Consider the following 17116-nt stretch of genomic DNA (forward strand, 5'->3'; position numbering starts at 1 on the left):
CTCAGCCGCCGCGCCCCTCGCGCACCAGCTTGCGGAAGTCGTCGACGGCCTGATCCGGGGCCAGCGCGAAGCTCGGGCCGCGGCTGGGCTCCAGCCCGTTCAGCGCCTTCAGTTGCACCCACATTTCCGCTGACTTCAGCGCCACCGCCGCGCAGTTGACGACCGGCGCGTGGCCGACCGTGAAACCGTGCTCGCCGCCGACCAGCAGCCCCGGCAAAACGCCCGCCGGAATGATCACGTCCGCCCCGCCATCCACCAGCGGCCGTGCGCAGGCGGTGAAGTCGGCGAGCATCCGCGCACGCGCCGTCTCGTCGCCGGCAAAGGCTTGCGAAAAATCCTCCGGCTTGCAGGCCATGCCGGTCACGTGGGTGACACGGCCGCCAAGGCCGATCAGGTCGGCCTGCTCGCGGTGCCAGACCTCGAACACGGGATCGAGCGTGACGAGCCCCAGCCGTCGGCCGAGCGTTGAGGCGGCAAGCAGCGTCGCCTCGCCGGTGCCGATCACCGGAATGCGCAGCGCGGAGCGCAGCTCGTGAAGGCCGGGATCCTGGAAATGCCCCATCACCACGGCGTCGTAGCCGTCGGCCTCGGCCTGAAGCCCGTTGTCCACCGCCATGACCGCGCAACGGAATTCGGCAAGCCGGCCGAAGGCTCGGTCGGGCGGCGACACGCCCTCCACATGCACGGTGGTGCCCGGTGCCGCGATTGAATTCAGATAGGCGGAAAGCCGCTCCATGTAGGGCGCGCTCGCCGACCGGTCGATGAAACTCTGCCAGAAGATCTTCACGGGAGCGCATCCTCATCCTTAAGCACGGCCGCATCGCACCAGTGCTTCGGGCCAAGTCCCTGATCGGGACCGAGCGCGGTGAAGCCGCCATCGACGGCGATGTCGCAGCCGTTCACCCAGCCGGCCTCCTCAGAGGCGACGAAGGCGACGACATTGGCGACCTCCTCCATCCGCCCGACGCGGCCGAGCGGGTTGACGCGCCCGCCGGCCGCATCTGCGATGTCGCGGCGCCCCCGTGTCATCGCCTCCATCGGCGGCGACCATGTCCAGCCGGGCGAGACGGAAACGACGCGCACGCCCTCAGGGCCGAGAGCGGCGGCGGCGAGTTTGGTGAAGTGCATCAGCGCCGCCTTGCCGGCTGCGTAAGGTCCGCGCTCGCGCGAGCCGACCTTGCCGGAAATGCTGCCGATATTGACGACCACACCGCCGGGCTTCGTCAGAAGCGCGCCCGCCTTCTGAACCAGCATCGCCGGGCCGACCACGTTGACGTTCAGCGTCTCCAGCCAGTCCTCGCGGCTGCTGGCCGGGCCCCGGTCGCGGTAGGAGCAGGCGCAATTGACCAGAATGTCGAGCCGCCCGAACGCCGCCTGGCAGTCCTCAAGGGCGGCCTCGATCTCCGCATCGCTGCGCACGTCGAGATGCCGGTAGAGCGCATCCGCGCTTGTCCCACCGCTGTTCAGATCGCGCGCGAGCGCTTCCCCGGCCGCGTCCTCGATGCCGGTGACGAGCACGCGGGCACCAGCCCGATGCAGCCGCCGGCAGATCGCTTCGCCGATCGAATGCGTGCCGCCTGTTACCAGCGCGACCTTGCCGGCGAGCGCCTGTCCTGCCTCAGCCATGGCCGCCGAGATAGGTCGTGATCAGCATCGGATCGTGGATGAGGGCATCGGCCGGGCCGGAGCGGACGATGTCGCCGGTTTCCATCACGTAGCCGAAATCGGCGGTTTCAAGGGCGGCGCGGGCATTCTGTTCGACAAGCAGGATCGAGACACCGTTCTCGCAGAGCGAGGGCAGGGTCGCCAGAATCTCGCGGGTGATGAGCGGCGCCAGCCCCAGGCTCGGCTCGTCCAGCATCAAGAGCTTGGGCCGCGCCATCAGCGCGCGTCCCAGCGCCAGCATCTGCCGCTCGCCGCCCGACAGCGTACCGGCCGCCTGCCGGCGCCGCTCCATCAGCCGGGGAAACCGCTCGTAGATCTCGTCCAGCGAGCGCTTGTTCTGGGCATGGGCACGGCGGTGGCTGTAGGCGCCGAGGCGCAGATTGTCCTCCACCGACATTTCGCCGAAAAGCTCGCGCCGCTCCGGCACAAGGCAAAAGCCCATTTCCACCCGCTGCTCCACGTCGAGCCGGGAAATGTCCTCACCGTCGTAGATGACCCGGCCAGACGCCGGAAGAAGTCCGATGGCGGCGTTCAAGAGGCTCGTCTTGCCGGCGCCGTTGGGGCCGATCACGGTCGCGATCTTGCCTTTTTCCACCTCCACGGAGACCGACCGCACGGCTTCCGCCTTGCCGTAGGAAACGGAGAAATCCTCGATTGCGAGCAGGGCCATCAGACGACGCCTCCTAGGTAAGCTTCCTGCACGCGGGCATCTGCGCGAACGCTTGCCGGATCGCCCTCGCACAGCTTGGTGCCGAACTCCATGACGACGATGCGGTCGACGAGCCCCATCACGAACTCCATGTCGTGCTCGACCAGCAGGATGGTCAGGTGCTCCTCGCGCAGGGATTTCAGCAAGGCCGACAGCGCCGCCTTCTCCTGCTTGCGCAGGCCCGCCGCCGGTTCGTCCAGCACCAGCAGCACCGGATCGGCGGCAAGCGCGCGGGCGATTTCCAGCACCCGCTGGTTGCCGAGCGGCAGGTTGCCGGCAAGCTCGAACGGCTTGTCGCCGAGCCCGACGCGCTCAAGCTGGCGCAACGCCTCGAAGCGCGCGCGCTTCTCCTCCGCGGCGTCAAACCCCAGCGCCCCGGAGAAGAAGCCTGCCTTCGTGCGGGCGTAGGTGCCCAGCAGCACGTTGTCGAGAAGCGTCATGTTGGGCCTGAGCTTCACGTGCTGGAAGGTGCGCGCGACGCCGGCCTCCGCGATCTTTCGCTGCCGCGCGCGGGTGATGTCGCGCCCGTCGAAGGTCACCTTGCCGGCCGAAAGCGGCATGGCGCCGGTCACCAGATTGAACATGGTGCTCTTGCCAGCCCCGTTGGGGCCGATCAGGCCGAGGATCTCGCCCGACTTCACCTCAAAGCTGACATTGTTGACCGCCGCGAGCCCGCCGAAGCGTTTTTGCGCCGCCTCCACCTCCAGCAAAACCTTGCCCGGGGCGGGCTGCGTGCGGCGCGGCAGCGGTTCGGCCTCGGCCGGGCGTGCCTGTACCACGTCGGGCAGCAGGGCGGCGATATAGGGCACGATGCCATTGCGCGCGCGCTGCAGGAACAGGATGAAGATCGCGGAATAGACCACGATCTCCAGCTGCCCGGCCGAGCCGGGGGCGATCATCGGCAGGTAGTCCTGCACGGCATTCTTCAGGAGCGTGATCAGCCCGCTGCCGACGACCGCGCCGGCGAGATAGCCGGCCCCGCCCACCATCGCCATCATCAGGTATTCGATGCCGCGCGTGACGTCGAACTCGACCGGGCTGATGAAGCGGCCGAGATGGGTGTAGAGCCAGCCGGAAAGGCCTGCGAGAACGGCGGCGATGACGAAGGTGGCGAGCCGGATGCGGAAGGCATCGACGCCGAGCGACTCCACCATCGAATTGCCGCCGCGAAGCGCCCGCATGGCACGCCCGACGCGGGAGTCCAGCATGTTGTGGGCAAGCCACATCGCGCCGATGAGCATCGCCCAGATCAGATAATAGATCTGGCTGCTGTCAATGAGCGCGACGGAGCCGACCGAAATCGGCGGGATCGACGCGATGCCGCTGTTCTTGCCGAGCCCCTCGATGTTGCCGAAGGTGAAATAGATCGCGATGCCCCAGGCGACCGTGCTGATCGACAGGAAGTGGCCTTGCAGTTTCAGCGTGATGGCGCCGAGTGCGGCGGCCACCGCGCCGCTCAGCACGATCGCCAGCACGAGGCCGGCCCAGGGCGAATACCCCATCACCGCGCTCATCCAGGCGGTTGAATAGGCGGCGATGCCCATGAACGCGGTCTGTCCGAAGGAGACCATGCCGCCGATGCCGGTGAGCAGAACGAGGCCGAGCGCGATCAGCGCGAACACGCCGATATAGTTCATCAAGGTGATGGTGAAGGGTTGCAGCAGGAACGGGGCGGCGGCGATCAGGACGACAGCGGCGATCGCAACGAGCCGCAGGGTGCGCGGGCTCATTCCTCGATATCCTCCTCGGAGTGAACGGTCGTGTACGAGCGCCAGAGCAGCACGGGGATGAGGATCGAGAACACGATCACCTCCTTGAAGGCGCTGGACTGGAAGGAGGCGAAGCTTTCCAGGACGCCGACCAGCACCGACCCGAGCGCGGTGACGGGAAAGCTGACGAGCCCGCCGATGATGGCGCCGACGAAGGCCTTCAGGCCGATCAGGAAGCCGGAATCGTAGAAGATTGTGTTGACTGGGGCGATCAGGATGCCGGAGACACCCGCGAGCAGCGAGCCGAGCAGATAGGCGATGGTGCCGGCGCGCTCCGGCCGGATGCCCATCAGCCGCGCGCCGGTGCGGTTGATGGCGGTCGCGTGCAGCGCCTTGCCGGTCAGCGTGAACTCGAAGAACAGATAGAGCAGGGCGGAGAACAGGATCGCCGCGCCGACGATCATCACCGTCTGGCCCGGCACGAACACGCTGCCGAATTCGAAGGTGGCATCCGTCAGCGTCTCGGTGCGCACGCCTTCCGGCCCGAAGAACAGCAGCCCCAGCCCGACGAGCGCGAAGTGCAGCGCCATGGAGACGGTGAGCAGCAGCAGCACCGAAGCATCGGCGATGGGGCGGTAGACGATGCGGTCGAGCAGCGGCGCGACGGGCAGGATCAGCACCAGCGACAGCACGATGCGCAGCGCCATCGGCAGCGCGTGGCCCGCCGTCAGCCATACCGCGCCGGCGGCCGCCATCGGCAGGACGAGATAGAACACCAGCGCCTTCGGAATGCGGCCGGGGGTGCGCGCGCGCAGCAGCGAGGCGACCTCGATGAGGCTCGCAAGAACGGCAAGGGCTGCGACAAGCCCGACCGTACCCGGCACCTGCTTCAGTTCAAGGGCGGCGACGGTCAGCGCGGTGAAGGCGGCGATGTCCCCGAAGGGGACGAAGATCACCCGGGTCACGGCGAAGATCAGCACGAAGCCCAGCGCGATCAGCACGTAGATCGCGCCCGTGGCGATGCCGTCGACGGCCAGAATGGCGGCAATATCAGCGGTCATGGTGTCTCGAGGCTGGAGAGGGGGCCGGCGTGCCGGCAGGCTGCGCACCGCGCACGGGCGAGGGACCGGGCCCCCTTTTCGGGGCGTGGTCCTCGCTCGTACGCCGCTATCGGGCCAAGATTGTCCCCGCGACCGTCAGGCCGCGGGGACACGGCATCAGGGCTGGTAGATCCACTTGCCGTCGACCAGCTTGACGACGACGAGGCTGCGCTCGTCGACGCCGTAGCTGGAGGCGGGGGTGAAGTTGTAGATCGCGTGGACACCGGCCAGGTCCTTGGTGGAGAAGATGGCGTCGTTGAGCGCGGTGCGGAATTCCGTCGTGCCGGGCTTGGCTTCCTTCAGCGCCCTTTCAGCGGCGTTGAGGAAAACCAGCCAGCCGTCGAAGGAATAGCCGGAGAAGCCGTCGGTCACCTGCTCGCCGTTGTTGACCTTGGCATAGGCGTCGTGGAAGGCCATGCCCGGCTTCTTGGCGAAGTGGTCGTCGGGAAGCTGCGAGGTGACGACGACGGGGCCGGCGGAAACCTGGATGCCCTCCGCCGCAGCACCGCCGACGCGGATGAAGTCGGCGTTGAGAACCGACGGCGTGCCGTAGAACGGGCCCTTGAAGCCGCGCTTTCTCAGTTCGATCAGCGGCAGCGCGCCCTGCGTGCCCGAGCCGCCGTCGATGAAGGCATCGGGACGCGACGCCAGCACTTTCAGCACCTGGCCGGTGACGGAGGTGTCGGTGCGGGTATAGCGCTCGTTGGTCGTCACCTTCGGGCCGCCCTCGGCCTCCACCGCCTTGGCGCCGTCATAGACGAAATCGCCCCAGGCGTCGGAGTAGCCGATGTAGCCCACGGTCTTGATGCCGTCGCGCTGCATGCGCTTGGCGATGACCTTGACCATCAGCGCCGGCGTCTGCGGAATGGCGATGGCCCAGCGCTCGCCGTCCTTGGCCGGGGCCACGTTGATCGGCGAGATCGCGATCATCGGCACGTGCAGCTCGTTGGCGACAGCCACCATGGCGATGGTGGAGGTTGCCTGCGCCGAACCGATCAGCAGATCGACGTGCTCTTCCTCCACCAGCTTGCGCGCCGCGCGGGCGGCCGCCGATGGGTCGGAGCCGTCGTCGAGGCTGATCAGCGTGATCTTCTCCCCGCCGACCTCGCTCTGATATTCGAACGCGGCCTTGATGCCCTTTTCATACGGAATGCCGATCGAGGCGCCGGCGCCGCTGAGCGCCGTCACGAAGCCGACCTTGATTTCGGCCTGCGCCGCCGTCGCCGCCAGGCTCAGCCCGGCCAGAACGGCGAGTGTCGAAGCGATTTTCTTCAAGATTGCCTCCACTGTCTGCCACCGGCGCGGATGCCCGGCGGTAAGGTTCATCTGGTCCCTTGTCCGTCTGGAAGTGTCGTTCGTCTGGAGTGGTCCGGCCCGCATCGTTGCGTGGGCGTGCAGGGTCCGGCTCCGCGGCCTGAAGACCGCGAAAAGGTGATTTGTTCTGGTTGCTGGGGCGAGGGGCCCTCGCCGCATGATCGTTGAAACCGGCCGGTTCGCCGTTGCCACGTCCGCTTCCCCGCGCGCGGGCTCGCGCGGCGACGAAGGGCGCGAAGGGGCCGGTTGCCGCCTCATCGTGACCTGCCGGTCACGAGCCGGGCGACGGCCGCGTGCGCGACATGCCAGCCGGGCATCGGGTCTCCGGGATGCGCAGACGCATTCGCCATGGGGCCTCCGTCAGCTGGTCCGTTGATGGGGGTCTGTCGTATCGTTGCGGGCCAGGCCGATATTTGAAGCTTAAAGTTAATTTGCCGCCACTGTCAACAAGCCGTGCAAACGCAGCGTCACGGCCCGCCGCACGTGGCCGGATCGTTTGGAAAAATCTTGTTTTGTCAGTTGGTTGGAAAGAGCCCGCAGACAGGGCGCGTGAGGCGTGCAGCCGGCCGGAGCCATCGCCCCGCCCCGTGCTCAGGCGCGCCCGTTGGTATGGGCGGCGGGAGAGCGGGCGGGATTGCCCACCTTTTTCGCCACGCTCCAAAGCTCGTCGATGACGCGCTTCTCGTGATTGCGGGAGCGGTAGAGGCGGATCTCGGTCTTCAGGTCCCAGCCGGGGTCGGCGCTCGCCCGGACCAGCGTGCCCTGTTCCAGATCCTCGCGGATGAGGCTTTCGGGCAGCCAGCACAGTCCCCAGCCCTTCAGCGCGAAGATGCGCAGCTCGGCGCTGATGGTGTTCTGGTGCATGTTGCGCCGCTGGAAGGGCTTTTTCTCGAAGAAGATCTGCTGCAGCGCCGTGCCGAAGAACGAGGCCAGGCCATAGTCGAGATAGGGCACCGCGGTTCCCTGCTCGATGGCCGCATCAAGCAGTCCGAGGCCGCCGGGTTCCGGTCCGCAAAGCCCCCTGCCTTGCGCAACGGAGGGCAGCAGCCGGGGGGCTGTCACTGGCAGGACGGTTTCCTCGCCCAGGTGCAGCCAGTCGAACTGCTCGGGATCGAGCAGCACCGGTACCAGCGGGTGCGCATAGGTCAGGAACAGGTCGACATCGCCGCTGAGCAGGGCATCGACATTGGCCTCGATCCCGCCGCGGTCGGGCAGCAGCGTGGTAACGAGATCGGGCAGGGCGGCCTTCACGGAGGTCAGCCAGTCGGGCAGCATCGTCACCGTCAGCGTGTGCAGGGCGGCGAATGTCAGCTGGCGCTCGCGCGGCGCGGCGGAGGCGGCAAGCGTTGCGCGCACGCTGTGGAACGTGCGGATGGTCTCCTGCGCGACCGGCAGGAAGGCCCTGCCTTCCGGGGTCAGGGCCGCGGGCAGGCTGGCGCGCGAGATCAGCGTGACACCGAGCCAGTTTTCCAGCTGCTTGATCCGTCGGCTGAAGGCGGATTGCGTTACGTTGCGCGCCTGTGCGGCCCGGGAAAAGCTGGCCGTGTTCGCGAGCATCACGAAATCTTCAAGCCATTTCAATTCCATAGCGCTCTCCAGAGGGCCTGCTTAGCCCCGTTTCGGAAAGAGTACAACAACATATGCAAAAATGGACTAACCCGCGCGAAAACCGGCATTGGCCAACGCAGGGGAATACGCCTAGTCGTTCCGCACACGCAAAAGAACGGAATTTGAGATGGAACGGCAGATTTACGTCAACGGAGCGTTCGTGGCCGAGGCCGATGCGAAGATCCCGGTCATGGATCGCGGCTTCCTGTTCGGCGACGGCATCTATGAGGTCACGGCGGTGCTTGAAGGGCACCTGATCGACAACGACCTGCATCTGGCCCGCTTCGAGCGCTCGTTGGGCGAGATCGGCATTCCGATGCCGCTTCCGCTCGACGAGATCCGCAAGGTTCAGCGCGAGCTTGCCAAGCGCAACGCGATGACGGACGGCACGATCTATCTTCAGGTCACGCGCGGCGCGGAAGAGCGCAATTTCGTCGCCTCCGAAGGCCTGAAGCCGAATTTCATCGCCTTCACCCAGCCCAAGAAGCTGCTCGGCACCGCCGCGCAGGAAAACGGCATCAAGGTCGCGGTTGCTGCCGATCCGCGCTGGGAAAGGCGGGACGTGAAGACGGTGATGCTGCTCGGCCAGGTGCTCGCCAAGAAGGCCGCCAAGGCCGCCGGCTTCGACGATGTCTGGCTGTTTCAGGATGGCTATATCACCGAAGGCGCTTCCTCCACCGCCTTCATCGTCACACACGAAGGCACGATCCGCACGCGGCCGAACTCCCACGCGATCCTGCCCGGCTGCACGCGCCGCGCGGTGCTGGCGCTGGTGGAGCGCGAAGGCCTCGCGCTTGACGAGCGCGCCTTCACCGTGGCGGAAGCGCAAGGTGCGGCCGAAGCGTTCCTGACCAGTGCCTCCAGCCTGGTGACCCCGGTCGTACGCATCGGCGATCACACGGTCGACGACGGCCGCCCGGGCCCCGTGACGCGCAAGCTGCAGGAGATCTATGTGGAAATGGCGCGGACCTGCGAGACCCTTTGAGATCCTGCCCCCCAGATGGGGCCTGGCTGCTCCGGGCACATTTCCCGCCCCTGACCCTCCATCGTCATTGCCCGGCGAAGTCCGGGCAATCCATTCCGGTTGCCGCAGGCGCGGCGCGCGCTGGATCACCCGGACTGCGCCGGGTGATGACGGCGGTTGGCTCTGGGCGCCATAAAACGCGATGACTTGCGGGCCGGGCTCGGAGGTCCGAAAGAAGGCTTGGTTCAGCCCATGCCTTTGCGGCTACGAACGAAGACCGCGAAGCGAAAACAAGGAGCAGCCATGGCGCGCCTGCGTGACTTCGGGCTCACTGCCGGCATCATGCCGACGGGGCCCCGCAATGCCATCACCGATGTTCCCGGCGTCGCCGTCGGCCACGCCACGCTTCGCCGTGGCGACATCAACACCGGCGTCACGGCTGTGGTGCCGCAGCCGGGCAACCTGTTCGCGGACAAGCTGACCGCGGCGGTCGAGGTCGTCAACGGCTTCGGCAAGAGCACCGGCCTCGTGCAGGTGGCGGAGCTCGGCACGCTCGAAACGCCCATCCTGCTCACCAACACCTTCGGCGTCGGCACATGTGCCAATGCGCTGATCCGCCGGGCGATTGCCGAAAATCCGCAGATCGGCCGGCGTACCTCCACGGTCAATGCGGTCGTGTGCGAGTGCAACGACGGGCCGCTGTCCGATATTCAGGCCATGGCGGTGGGCGAGGCGGACGCGATGGCCGCGCTCGATGCGGCGGCGGCGGATTTCGCCGAAGGCTCGGTCGGCGCCGGCACGGGCATGAGCTGCTTCGGCTTCAAGGGCGGCATCGGCTCGGCCTCGCGCCGCATCGAGATCGACGGCGCGGCGCGCCATCTCGGCGTTCTGGTGCTGGCGAATTTCGGCCGCGCCGGCGATCTGCGACTGCCGGACGGCCGCATCGCCGATCCGCGCTGGCGCGACGAGGCCGAAAAGGGATCGGTGATCGTGGTGCTGGCGACCGACGTCCCGCTCGATCAGCGGCAACTGCAGCGCGTCTGCCGCCGCGCGGCGGCCGGCCTTGCCCGGTTGGGCGCCTTCTGGGGCAACGGCAGCGGCGACATCGTGCTCGGCTTCACCACGGCAAACCGCATTCCGCACGAAAGCCGCGAGGATTGCATGTCCGTCGCGCGGCTCAACGACCGCCGCATCGACGACGCCTTCCGCGCCGCCGCCGAAAGCACCGAAGAGGCCGTCCTCAACGCCCTGTGTGCGGCGGAGACGATCGAGGGACGCGGCGGCCGGAGCCGGCCGCTTCTCTCCGACTGGCTGCGCGACGCGGCCGGGTAGGTTTTGCACCGATCTGTCGGGGTGGCCCATCCTTCGAGACGGGCCTTTCGGCCCTCCTCAGGATGACGTTGTGTGTGTTGGTGGTTTCACTGAAATAGCAACAAACACAACGTCATCCTGAGGAGCCCGCTTCAGCGGGCGTCTCGAAGGATGGGCCACACAATCGAATCCGACGCGTGTACCGCGCGCCTTCTGGTAAACTCGAAGGCCGGCAGCCCTCAGCCGCCCCAGGTGCGTTCCAGCACGCGGATCCAGTTGCCGTGGCAGATCTTGTCGAGATCCTCGCCGGCATAACCCGCCTTGCGCAGCGCCGCGATGAGCTTCGGCAGGTCGGTCACGTCTTTCATGGCGTTGGGAATCTTGGTGCCGTCGAAGTCGGAGCCGAGGGCGACGTGGTCGATGCCGATCCGCTCCACGATGTGGTCGACATGGCGCACCAGCACCGACAGGTCCACGTCGAGATCGCGGTCCGGGCCGGCGGGGTCGAAGAACGAGGCGCCGAAATTGATGCCGATCAGCCCGCCGCTCTCGCCGATGGCATCGATCTGTTTGTCGGTCAGGTTGCGGCTCTGGGCGCACAGCGCATGGGCGTTGGAATGCGAGGCGACGAGCGGCGCATCGGAGATTTTCGCGATCTCCCAGAAGCCGGCCTCGTTCATGTGCGACAGGTCGACCATGATGCGCAGCTCGTTGCAGGCACGGATCAGTGCCTTGCCGAGATCGCTCATGCCGGGCCCCACATCCGGGCCGCAGGGAAAGCGGAAGGGAATGCCGAAGGCGAAGATGTTGGGCCGGCTCCACACCGGGCCGAGCGTTCTCAGCCCCGCATTGTGCAGCAGGTAGAGCATGTCGAGGTCGGGTCCGATGGCTTCCGCGCCCTCGATATGGAACACCGAGGCGAAGCTGCCGGCGGCCATGGCGGCGCGAATGTCTGCGGCAGACCGGCAGATCTTCACACCGCCGTTGGAGGCGTGCTCGATGCGCGCGAGAATGCCGGCCATGCCGACCGTCGCCTCGACCGCCTCGGCGTGCGACGGCGTGGGATAGTTGCCCTCTTCGTTGAGGACGCGCTCGCTCGGCACGTAGACGGCGCAAAGCCCGCCCGCGAACCCGCCCTTGCGGGCGCGCGGCAGATCGATGTGGCCGGCCTCCTCGCCTTCCAGGAATCGTTTGGCGGCCCCCTCGGCACCCGCGCGCCACAGGCGCAGCAGGATATCGTTGTGGCCGTCGAAAACGGGCACGGTGTCGTTATTCGTCATCTTGTGAACCTTGCATCGCATTTTTGCCCCTCTGTCCGCCTTTCCATGCGGCATTGCAACATCAAACAGAGCAGCGACATCATGCCCTCTGTTTCCAAGGGGCTGAAATAACTGACCTATGCAAATTTGGAATGGGGCTTCCCGAATTCGGCATTGGCTCGTCGGAAAAGGCGCGTGGTAACGGCCGTTACAAATTGACGCTTTTACATCTGCATGCGGATCAAGAACAAGAAGGTCCCCCGGACCTCATCCTTCGCATCAACCTTCACCTCAACCTTCGCCGGCACTCGCGCGCCGGACTGTCAGAGACGGGAAGCAAGACACATGATATCGCGCCGCAATTTCCTCGCTGCTTCGGCGGTGTTTCCGACGTTGTCCTACCTGTCGTGGACGAGCGCCTTCGCCGCCACGCCGAAGAACGTGCTCGTCGTTGCCATGCAACTGGACAACATGACCAGCCTCGACCCGCACGAGGGTTTTGAGTCGGTCGGCGCCGAAATCTGCGGCAACATGTACCACAAGCTGGTGGCCCCCAATCTGGAGGATCCCGACAAGGTCGATCCGCAGATCGCCGAAAGCTGGACCGCGTCGGAAGACGGCAAGACCTTCACCTTCAAGATCCGCAAGGGCCTGAAGTTCTCCTCCGGCGCGCCGGTCACCGCTGAGGACTGCGCCTTCTCGCTGCAGCGCGCGGTGAAGTTGAACAAGAGCCCGGCTTTCATCATCACCCAGTTCGGCTTCAATGCCGACAACGCGGAAACGGCGATCACCGCGCCGGATGCCGATACCGTGGTGCTTAAGACCGAGAACCCGACCGCCCTCGGTCTGCTGCTCTACTGCCTGTCGGCCAACGTCGGCGCGATCATCGAGAAGAAGGCCGCGCTCGATCACGCCGAGGGCGACGATCTTGGCAACGCGTGGCTGCGCCAGAATTCTGCGGGCTCGGGCGAGTTCATGCTGAAGATCTGGCGCGCCAGCGACTCCGTCGTCCTGCTGAAGAACCCGAACGGCGACTACAAGGGCAACATCGAGCGCATCATCATGCGCCACATCGTCGATCCGTCCTCGCAGCTTCTCATGCTGAAGCAGGGCGACGTCGATATCGCCCGCAACCTGCTGACCGAGCAGCTCAAAGGTCTGGAAGGCGACGACAGCATCAAGCTTATGCAGAAGTCGACCGCCTCCATCATGCTGATGTCGCTCAACCAGGCGGTTGAAAAACTGCAGAACCCGAAGGTCTGGGAAGCGTTCAAGTGGGCGGTGGGCTACCACGCCATGCAGAAGAACATCGTGCCGATGACCTATGTGGTTCATCAGGCGATCGTTCCCGAAGGCCTGCCGGGCGCCTACAACGAGAACCCGTTCGAGCAGGATCTGGAAAAGGCCAAGGCGCTTCTGGCCGAGGCCGGCTATCCCGACGGCTTCGAGATCGAGATCGATCACTACTCGGCCCCGCCGTACCCGGACATCGCCCAGGCGATCCAGGCGGATCTCGGCAAGATCGGCATCAAGGTGACCCTGCTCGCCGCCGAAAACCGTCAGGTTCTGACCAAGATGCGCGCGCGCAAGCACCAGGTGGCGCTGTCGTCGTGGGGCACGGACTATTTCGACCCGAACTCAAACGTCGACGTGTTCTGCATCAACCACGACAATTCGGATGATGCGACGACCCGTCCGTTCTGCTGGCGCTCGCACTTCCAGGACGACAAGATCGCCAAGATGGCGGAAGACGCCCGCGACGAGCCGGATCCCGAGACCCGCATCAAGAAGTACGTCGAGCTGCAGAAGTACTACATGAACAACAGCCCGTTCGTGGTGATGATGCAGTCGTCGGTGGTCGCGGCCATGCGCCCGAATGTCGAGGGCGTGCGTCTGGGCACGTTGCCTGACAGCCACTCCTATGCAGGGACCAGCAAGGCTTGATCAGGCGGCTTAAGTCCCTCGGCTCGCAGTTCGGCAGCGTCCTCGCGACGCTGTTCGGACTGTCGGTCGTGACATTCATGATCGGCCGGGTCATGCCGGTCGATCCCGTCATCGCCGCGGTCGGCGACAACGCCAGCCAGGAGGTGGTCGCCAAGGCGCGCGCCGCGATGGGGCTCGACGAGCCCCTGATCGTGCAGTACTGGCACTACCTCACGCAGGTCCTGCACGGCGATTTCGGCCAGTCGGTTCTGACCCACAACGAGGTCGCCTCCGACATCGCCCACTATTTTCCGGCGACGATGGAGCTCGCCACCTATGCCCTGATCATCGCCACCGTGATCGGCGTGCCGCTCGGCATCTGGGCGGCGGTGCGGCAGGACAGCCTGACCGACCAGATCATCCGCGTGATCTGTCTGGCGGGCCACTCCGTCCCGGTCTTCGTGCTGGCGCTGCTCGCGCTGATCATCTTCTACGCCGGGCTCGGCATCGCGCCTGGCCCCGGACGGCAGGGCATCATCTATCAGGACATGATCACGCCGGTGACCGGGTTCCTGACCATCGACTGTCTTTATGCCGGCGACTGGGATGCGTTCCGCGATGCGGTCGCCCATCTGGTGCTGCCGGTTTCGATCCTGAGCTACTTCTCGCTCGCCTACATCACCCGCATGACCCGTGCCTTCATGCTCGATGCGCTGCGCGGCGAGTTCATCGTCGCGGCCCGGGCCAAGGGGCTTTCGGCGCGCAAGGTGGTTCTCAATCACGCCTTCCCGACGATCGCGGTGCAGCTGCTGACGGTGCTGGCGCTCACCTATGCGGGCCTTTTGGAAGGCGCGGTGGTGACGGAGACCGTCTTCGCCTGGCCGGGGCTCGGTCTTTATCTGACCAAGGCGCTGATGAACGGCGACATGAACCCCGTCGTCGGTTGCACCCTGCTTATCGGCCTCATCTATGTGGCGCTGAACCTGCTCGCCGACATCCTTTATCGCGTGTTCGACCCGCGTGTGAGCTGAGAAGGGCAACGAACGTGCTGACCACCTTCCGAACATGGGCGCTGGATGACACGCCCACGTCCCGCCGACAGGCTGCCTGGGGCCGACGCTACCGGATCTGGCTGGCGCTGCGCCGCAATCCGCTGGCGATGATCGGTCTCGCGATCGTCATCTTCTTCGGGGGGCTGGCGATCCTGGCGCCGCTGCTGGCGCCGTGGGATCCGGCCGCGCAGGATCTTGCCCACCGCCTTGCGCGGCCGAGTGCCGCCCACTGGCTCGGCACAGACGAGCTTGGCCGCGATATCCTGTCCCGCATTCTCTACGGCGGCCGGGTGACGCTCGGCATGGTGATTTCCATCGTCATCGTCGTGGCCCCCGTCGGCCTCGTGGTCGGCTGCGTCGCCGGCTATTTCGGCGGCTGGATCGACACCGTGCTGATGCGCGTCACCGATGTGTTCCTGTCCTTCCCGCGCCTGATCCTGGCGCTGGCGCTGGTCGCGGCCCTTCATCCCGGCGTCCAGAGCGCCATCGTCGCCATCGCGCTCACCGCCTGGCCGCCCTATGCCCGCATCGCGCGTGCCGAAACGCTGACCGTGCGCAGTTCCGACTTCATCGCCGCCTGCCGGCTGGCCGGCGCCTCGCCGCGCCGCGTCGTGTTCCGGCACATCATGCCGCTCTGCGTGCCCAGCGTGATCGTGCGCGTGACGCTCGACATGTCGTCGATCATCATCACCGCCGCCAGCCTCGGCTTCCTCGGCATGGGCGCGCAGCCGCCCTCGCCGGAATGGGGCGCGATGCTCGCCATCGCCAAGCGCTTCATGCTGCAGGAATGGTGGGTGGCGCTGTCTCCGGCCATGGCGATCCTGCTGGTGTCGCTGGCCTTCAATTTCCTTGGCGACGGGCTGCGCGATGTCCTCGACCCGAAGCAGAACTGAGAGATGACGATGCTGGTGGACATCAAGAACCTCCGCATCGCCTTCACGAGCCGCGGCAAGCGGTTCGAGGCTGTGCGCGGCATCTCGCTGTCGCTCGGGCGCGAGAAGCTCGGCATCGTCGGCGAGAGCGGTTCGGGCAAGTCGCTCACCGCTCGGGCGCTGATGAAGCTCCTGCCGAAGACCGCTGAGGTGACGGCGGACACGCTGCGCTACGACGACGTGGACGTGTTGAAGGCGTCGGAACGGCAGATGCGCAAGATCCGCGGCGGCCGCGTCGGCTTCGTGCTGCAGGATCCGAAATACTCGCTGAACCCGGTCAAGACCATCGGCTCGCAGGTCGACGAAGCCTGGCGCGAGCACAAGCGCGGCTCCGCGCGCGAGGCGAGGGAAGCGACGCTGGACCTGCTCGACCAGGTGATGATCCGCGATCCCAAGAAGGTCTATGCCTCCTACCCGCACGAGGTTTCCGGCGGCATGGGACAGCGCGCGATGATCGCCATGGCGCTGGCGCCGAACCCGGAACTGCTGATCGCCGACGAGCCGACCTCCGCGCTCGATGCCACGGTTCAGGCGGAGATCCTGCGCCTCATCAACGATCTGGTTGAAAAACGCGGCATGGGGCTGATCCTGATCAGCCACGACCTGCCGCTCGTCTCGCATTTCTGCGACCGGGTCTGCGTCATGTATTCCGGTCAGATCATGGAGGAAATGGCGGCGTCCGATCTCATGAACGCGCAACATCCCTACACCCGCGGCCTGCTCAACTGCATGCCGTCGCTGATGCATCCGCGCGACCGGCTGCCGGTGCTTACCCGCGAGGACAGCTGGCAGGAGGAGACGGCGCGATGAGCGACAGGATGATCGAGGTCGAGGATCTCCGGATCAGCTTCTCCAGCGCCGAGGTGGTCAAGGGCGTCAGCTTCGAGGTCGACCGGGGCGAGACGTTCGGCATCGTCGGCGAAAGCGGATCGGGCAAGTCCACCGTGCTGCGCGCCATGTCGGGCCTCAACGAGAACTGGGACGGCCGCATCCTGTTCAACGGCGAGGCGGTGCCCAAGCGCCGCTCGCGCGAGTTCTTCCGCAAGGTGCAGATGGTGTTTCAGGATCCGTTCGGATCGCTGCACCCGCGCCAGACGATCGACCGCATCCTGTCGGAGATCCTGCTCGTCAACCGGATCGGCGACATCGACCGGCGCATCAACAAGGTGCTGGCCGACGTGGCCCTGCCGCGCACGAGCCGCTTCCGCTATCCGCACCAACTTTCCGGCGGCCAGCGCCAGCGCGTCGCCATCGCCCGCGCGCTGATCGCGGAGCCGAAGGTGCTGCTGCTCGACGAGCCGACCTCCGCGCTCGATGTATCGGTGCAGGCGGAGGTGCTGAACCTGCTGGCGGACCTGCGTGAGGAACACGGGCTGACCTATGTCATGGTCAGCCACAACCTGGCGGTCATCTCGCATCTGTGCGGCCGCGTCGGCGTGATGCAGCACGGCCACATGGTCGAGCAGGTGAGCGTGGAAGACCTGCGCGCGGGCAATGTCAGCCATCCCCATACCCAGGAACTGCGCCGGCTGAGCGTCGGACTGGAAGATCTTCAAGACGCGTGAGAGAT

At 66.2% G+C, this 17116-nt stretch carries 15 protein-coding genes; 7 read left to right on the forward strand and 8 right to left on the reverse strand.

Features of this window, described 5'->3' with window-relative positions:
• Position 1: 1 nt before the first annotated feature.
• From V2L18_RS04585 to V2L18_RS04615, 7 genes are all read right to left on the reverse strand, one after another.
• Complete coding sequence (locus V2L18_RS04585; protein ID WP_336176630.1) at positions 2 to 787, reverse strand: aspartate/glutamate racemase family protein; 786 nt, start codon at positions 785 to 787, stop codon at positions 2 to 4.
• Positions 784 to 1626, reverse strand: a complete 843-nt coding sequence (locus tag V2L18_RS04590; RefSeq protein WP_336176631.1) for an SDR family oxidoreductase — start codon at positions 1624 to 1626, stop codon at positions 784 to 786. The genes V2L18_RS04585 and V2L18_RS04590 overlap by 4 nt, the downstream gene beginning before the upstream one ends.
• On the reverse strand, positions 1619 to 2338 hold the full coding sequence (locus V2L18_RS04595; protein ID WP_336177008.1) for an ABC transporter ATP-binding protein: 720 nt from the start codon (positions 2336 to 2338) through the stop codon (positions 1619 to 1621). The genes V2L18_RS04590 and V2L18_RS04595 overlap by 8 nt, the downstream gene beginning before the upstream one ends.
• On the reverse strand, positions 2335 to 4104 hold the full coding sequence (locus tag V2L18_RS04600; RefSeq protein ID WP_336176632.1) for a branched-chain amino acid ABC transporter ATP-binding protein/permease: 1770 nt from the start codon (positions 4102 to 4104) through the stop codon (positions 2335 to 2337). The genes V2L18_RS04595 and V2L18_RS04600 overlap by 4 nt, the downstream gene beginning before the upstream one ends.
• A complete protein-coding gene (locus V2L18_RS04605; RefSeq protein ID WP_336176633.1) occupies positions 4101 to 5144 on the reverse strand; it encodes a branched-chain amino acid ABC transporter permease in 1044 nt (347 codons plus the stop codon). Before V2L18_RS04605 ends, V2L18_RS04600 begins: the two co-directional genes overlap by 4 nt.
• Before the next feature lie 156 nt (positions 5145 to 5300).
• On the reverse strand, positions 5301 to 6458 hold the full coding sequence (locus V2L18_RS04610) for an ABC transporter substrate-binding protein (RefSeq protein WP_336176634.1): 1158 nt from the start codon (positions 6456 to 6458) through the stop codon (positions 5301 to 5303).
• Positions 6459 to 7088: 630 nt separating this feature from the next.
• Complete coding sequence (locus V2L18_RS04615) at positions 7089 to 8084, reverse strand: LysR family transcriptional regulator (RefSeq protein ID WP_336176635.1); 996 nt, start codon at positions 8082 to 8084, stop codon at positions 7089 to 7091.
• Positions 8085 to 8232: 148 nt separating this feature from the next.
• On the opposite strand from V2L18_RS04615, the gene V2L18_RS04620 reads away from it, so the two are divergent.
• Together V2L18_RS04620 and V2L18_RS04625 are read left to right on the forward strand one after the other, a co-directional pair.
• Positions 8233 to 9090, forward strand: coding sequence for a D-amino-acid transaminase (locus V2L18_RS04620; RefSeq protein WP_336176636.1), 858 nt, complete (start codon positions 8233 to 8235; stop codon positions 9088 to 9090).
• Positions 9091 to 9372: 282 nt separating this feature from the next.
• Positions 9373 to 10401 carry a P1 family peptidase gene (locus V2L18_RS04625; RefSeq protein ID WP_336176637.1) on the forward strand — a complete coding sequence of 343 codons (1029 nt, stop codon included), beginning with the start codon at positions 9373 to 9375 and terminating at the stop codon, positions 10399 to 10401.
• Positions 10402 to 10619: 218 nt separating this feature from the next.
• Here V2L18_RS04625 and V2L18_RS04630 read toward each other — a convergent pair whose 3' ends face one another.
• Positions 10620 to 11660 carry a dipeptidase gene (locus V2L18_RS04630; RefSeq protein ID WP_336176638.1) on the reverse strand — a complete coding sequence of 347 codons (1041 nt, stop codon included), beginning with the start codon at positions 11658 to 11660 and terminating at the stop codon, positions 10620 to 10622.
• A 324-nt stretch (positions 11661 to 11984) separates the two neighbouring features.
• Between V2L18_RS04630 and V2L18_RS04635 the strand changes: the two genes are divergently transcribed.
• Genes V2L18_RS04635 through V2L18_RS04655 form a run of 5 tightly spaced genes read left to right on the forward strand, consistent with a single transcriptional unit; the run spans position 11985 to position 17111 of the window.
• Positions 11985 to 13583, forward strand: coding sequence for an ABC transporter substrate-binding protein (locus V2L18_RS04635; RefSeq protein ID WP_336176639.1), 1599 nt, complete (start codon positions 11985 to 11987; stop codon positions 13581 to 13583).
• Positions 13580 to 14593, forward strand: coding sequence for an ABC transporter permease (locus V2L18_RS04640; RefSeq protein WP_336176640.1), 1014 nt, complete (start codon positions 13580 to 13582; stop codon positions 14591 to 14593). The genes V2L18_RS04635 and V2L18_RS04640 overlap by 4 nt, the downstream gene beginning before the upstream one ends.
• A gap of 14 nt (positions 14594 to 14607) precedes the next feature.
• Positions 14608 to 15507, forward strand: a complete 900-nt coding sequence (locus tag V2L18_RS04645) for an ABC transporter permease (protein ID WP_336176641.1) — start codon at positions 14608 to 14610, stop codon at positions 15505 to 15507.
• Between the two features lie 9 nt (positions 15508 to 15516).
• Positions 15517 to 16356, forward strand: coding sequence for an ABC transporter ATP-binding protein (locus V2L18_RS04650; RefSeq protein ID WP_336177010.1), 840 nt, complete (start codon positions 15517 to 15519; stop codon positions 16354 to 16356).
• An 8-nt stretch (positions 16357 to 16364) separates the two neighbouring features.
• A complete protein-coding gene (locus tag V2L18_RS04655) occupies positions 16365 to 17111 on the forward strand; it encodes an ABC transporter ATP-binding protein (RefSeq protein WP_336177011.1) in 747 nt (248 codons plus the stop codon).
• Positions 17112 to 17116: the final 5 nt, after the last annotated feature.

It is taken from the genome of Breoghania sp. JC706 (assembly GCF_037026715.1).
In the GTDB taxonomy this organism is placed as follows: Bacteria; Pseudomonadota; Alphaproteobacteria; order Rhizobiales; family Stappiaceae; genus Breoghania.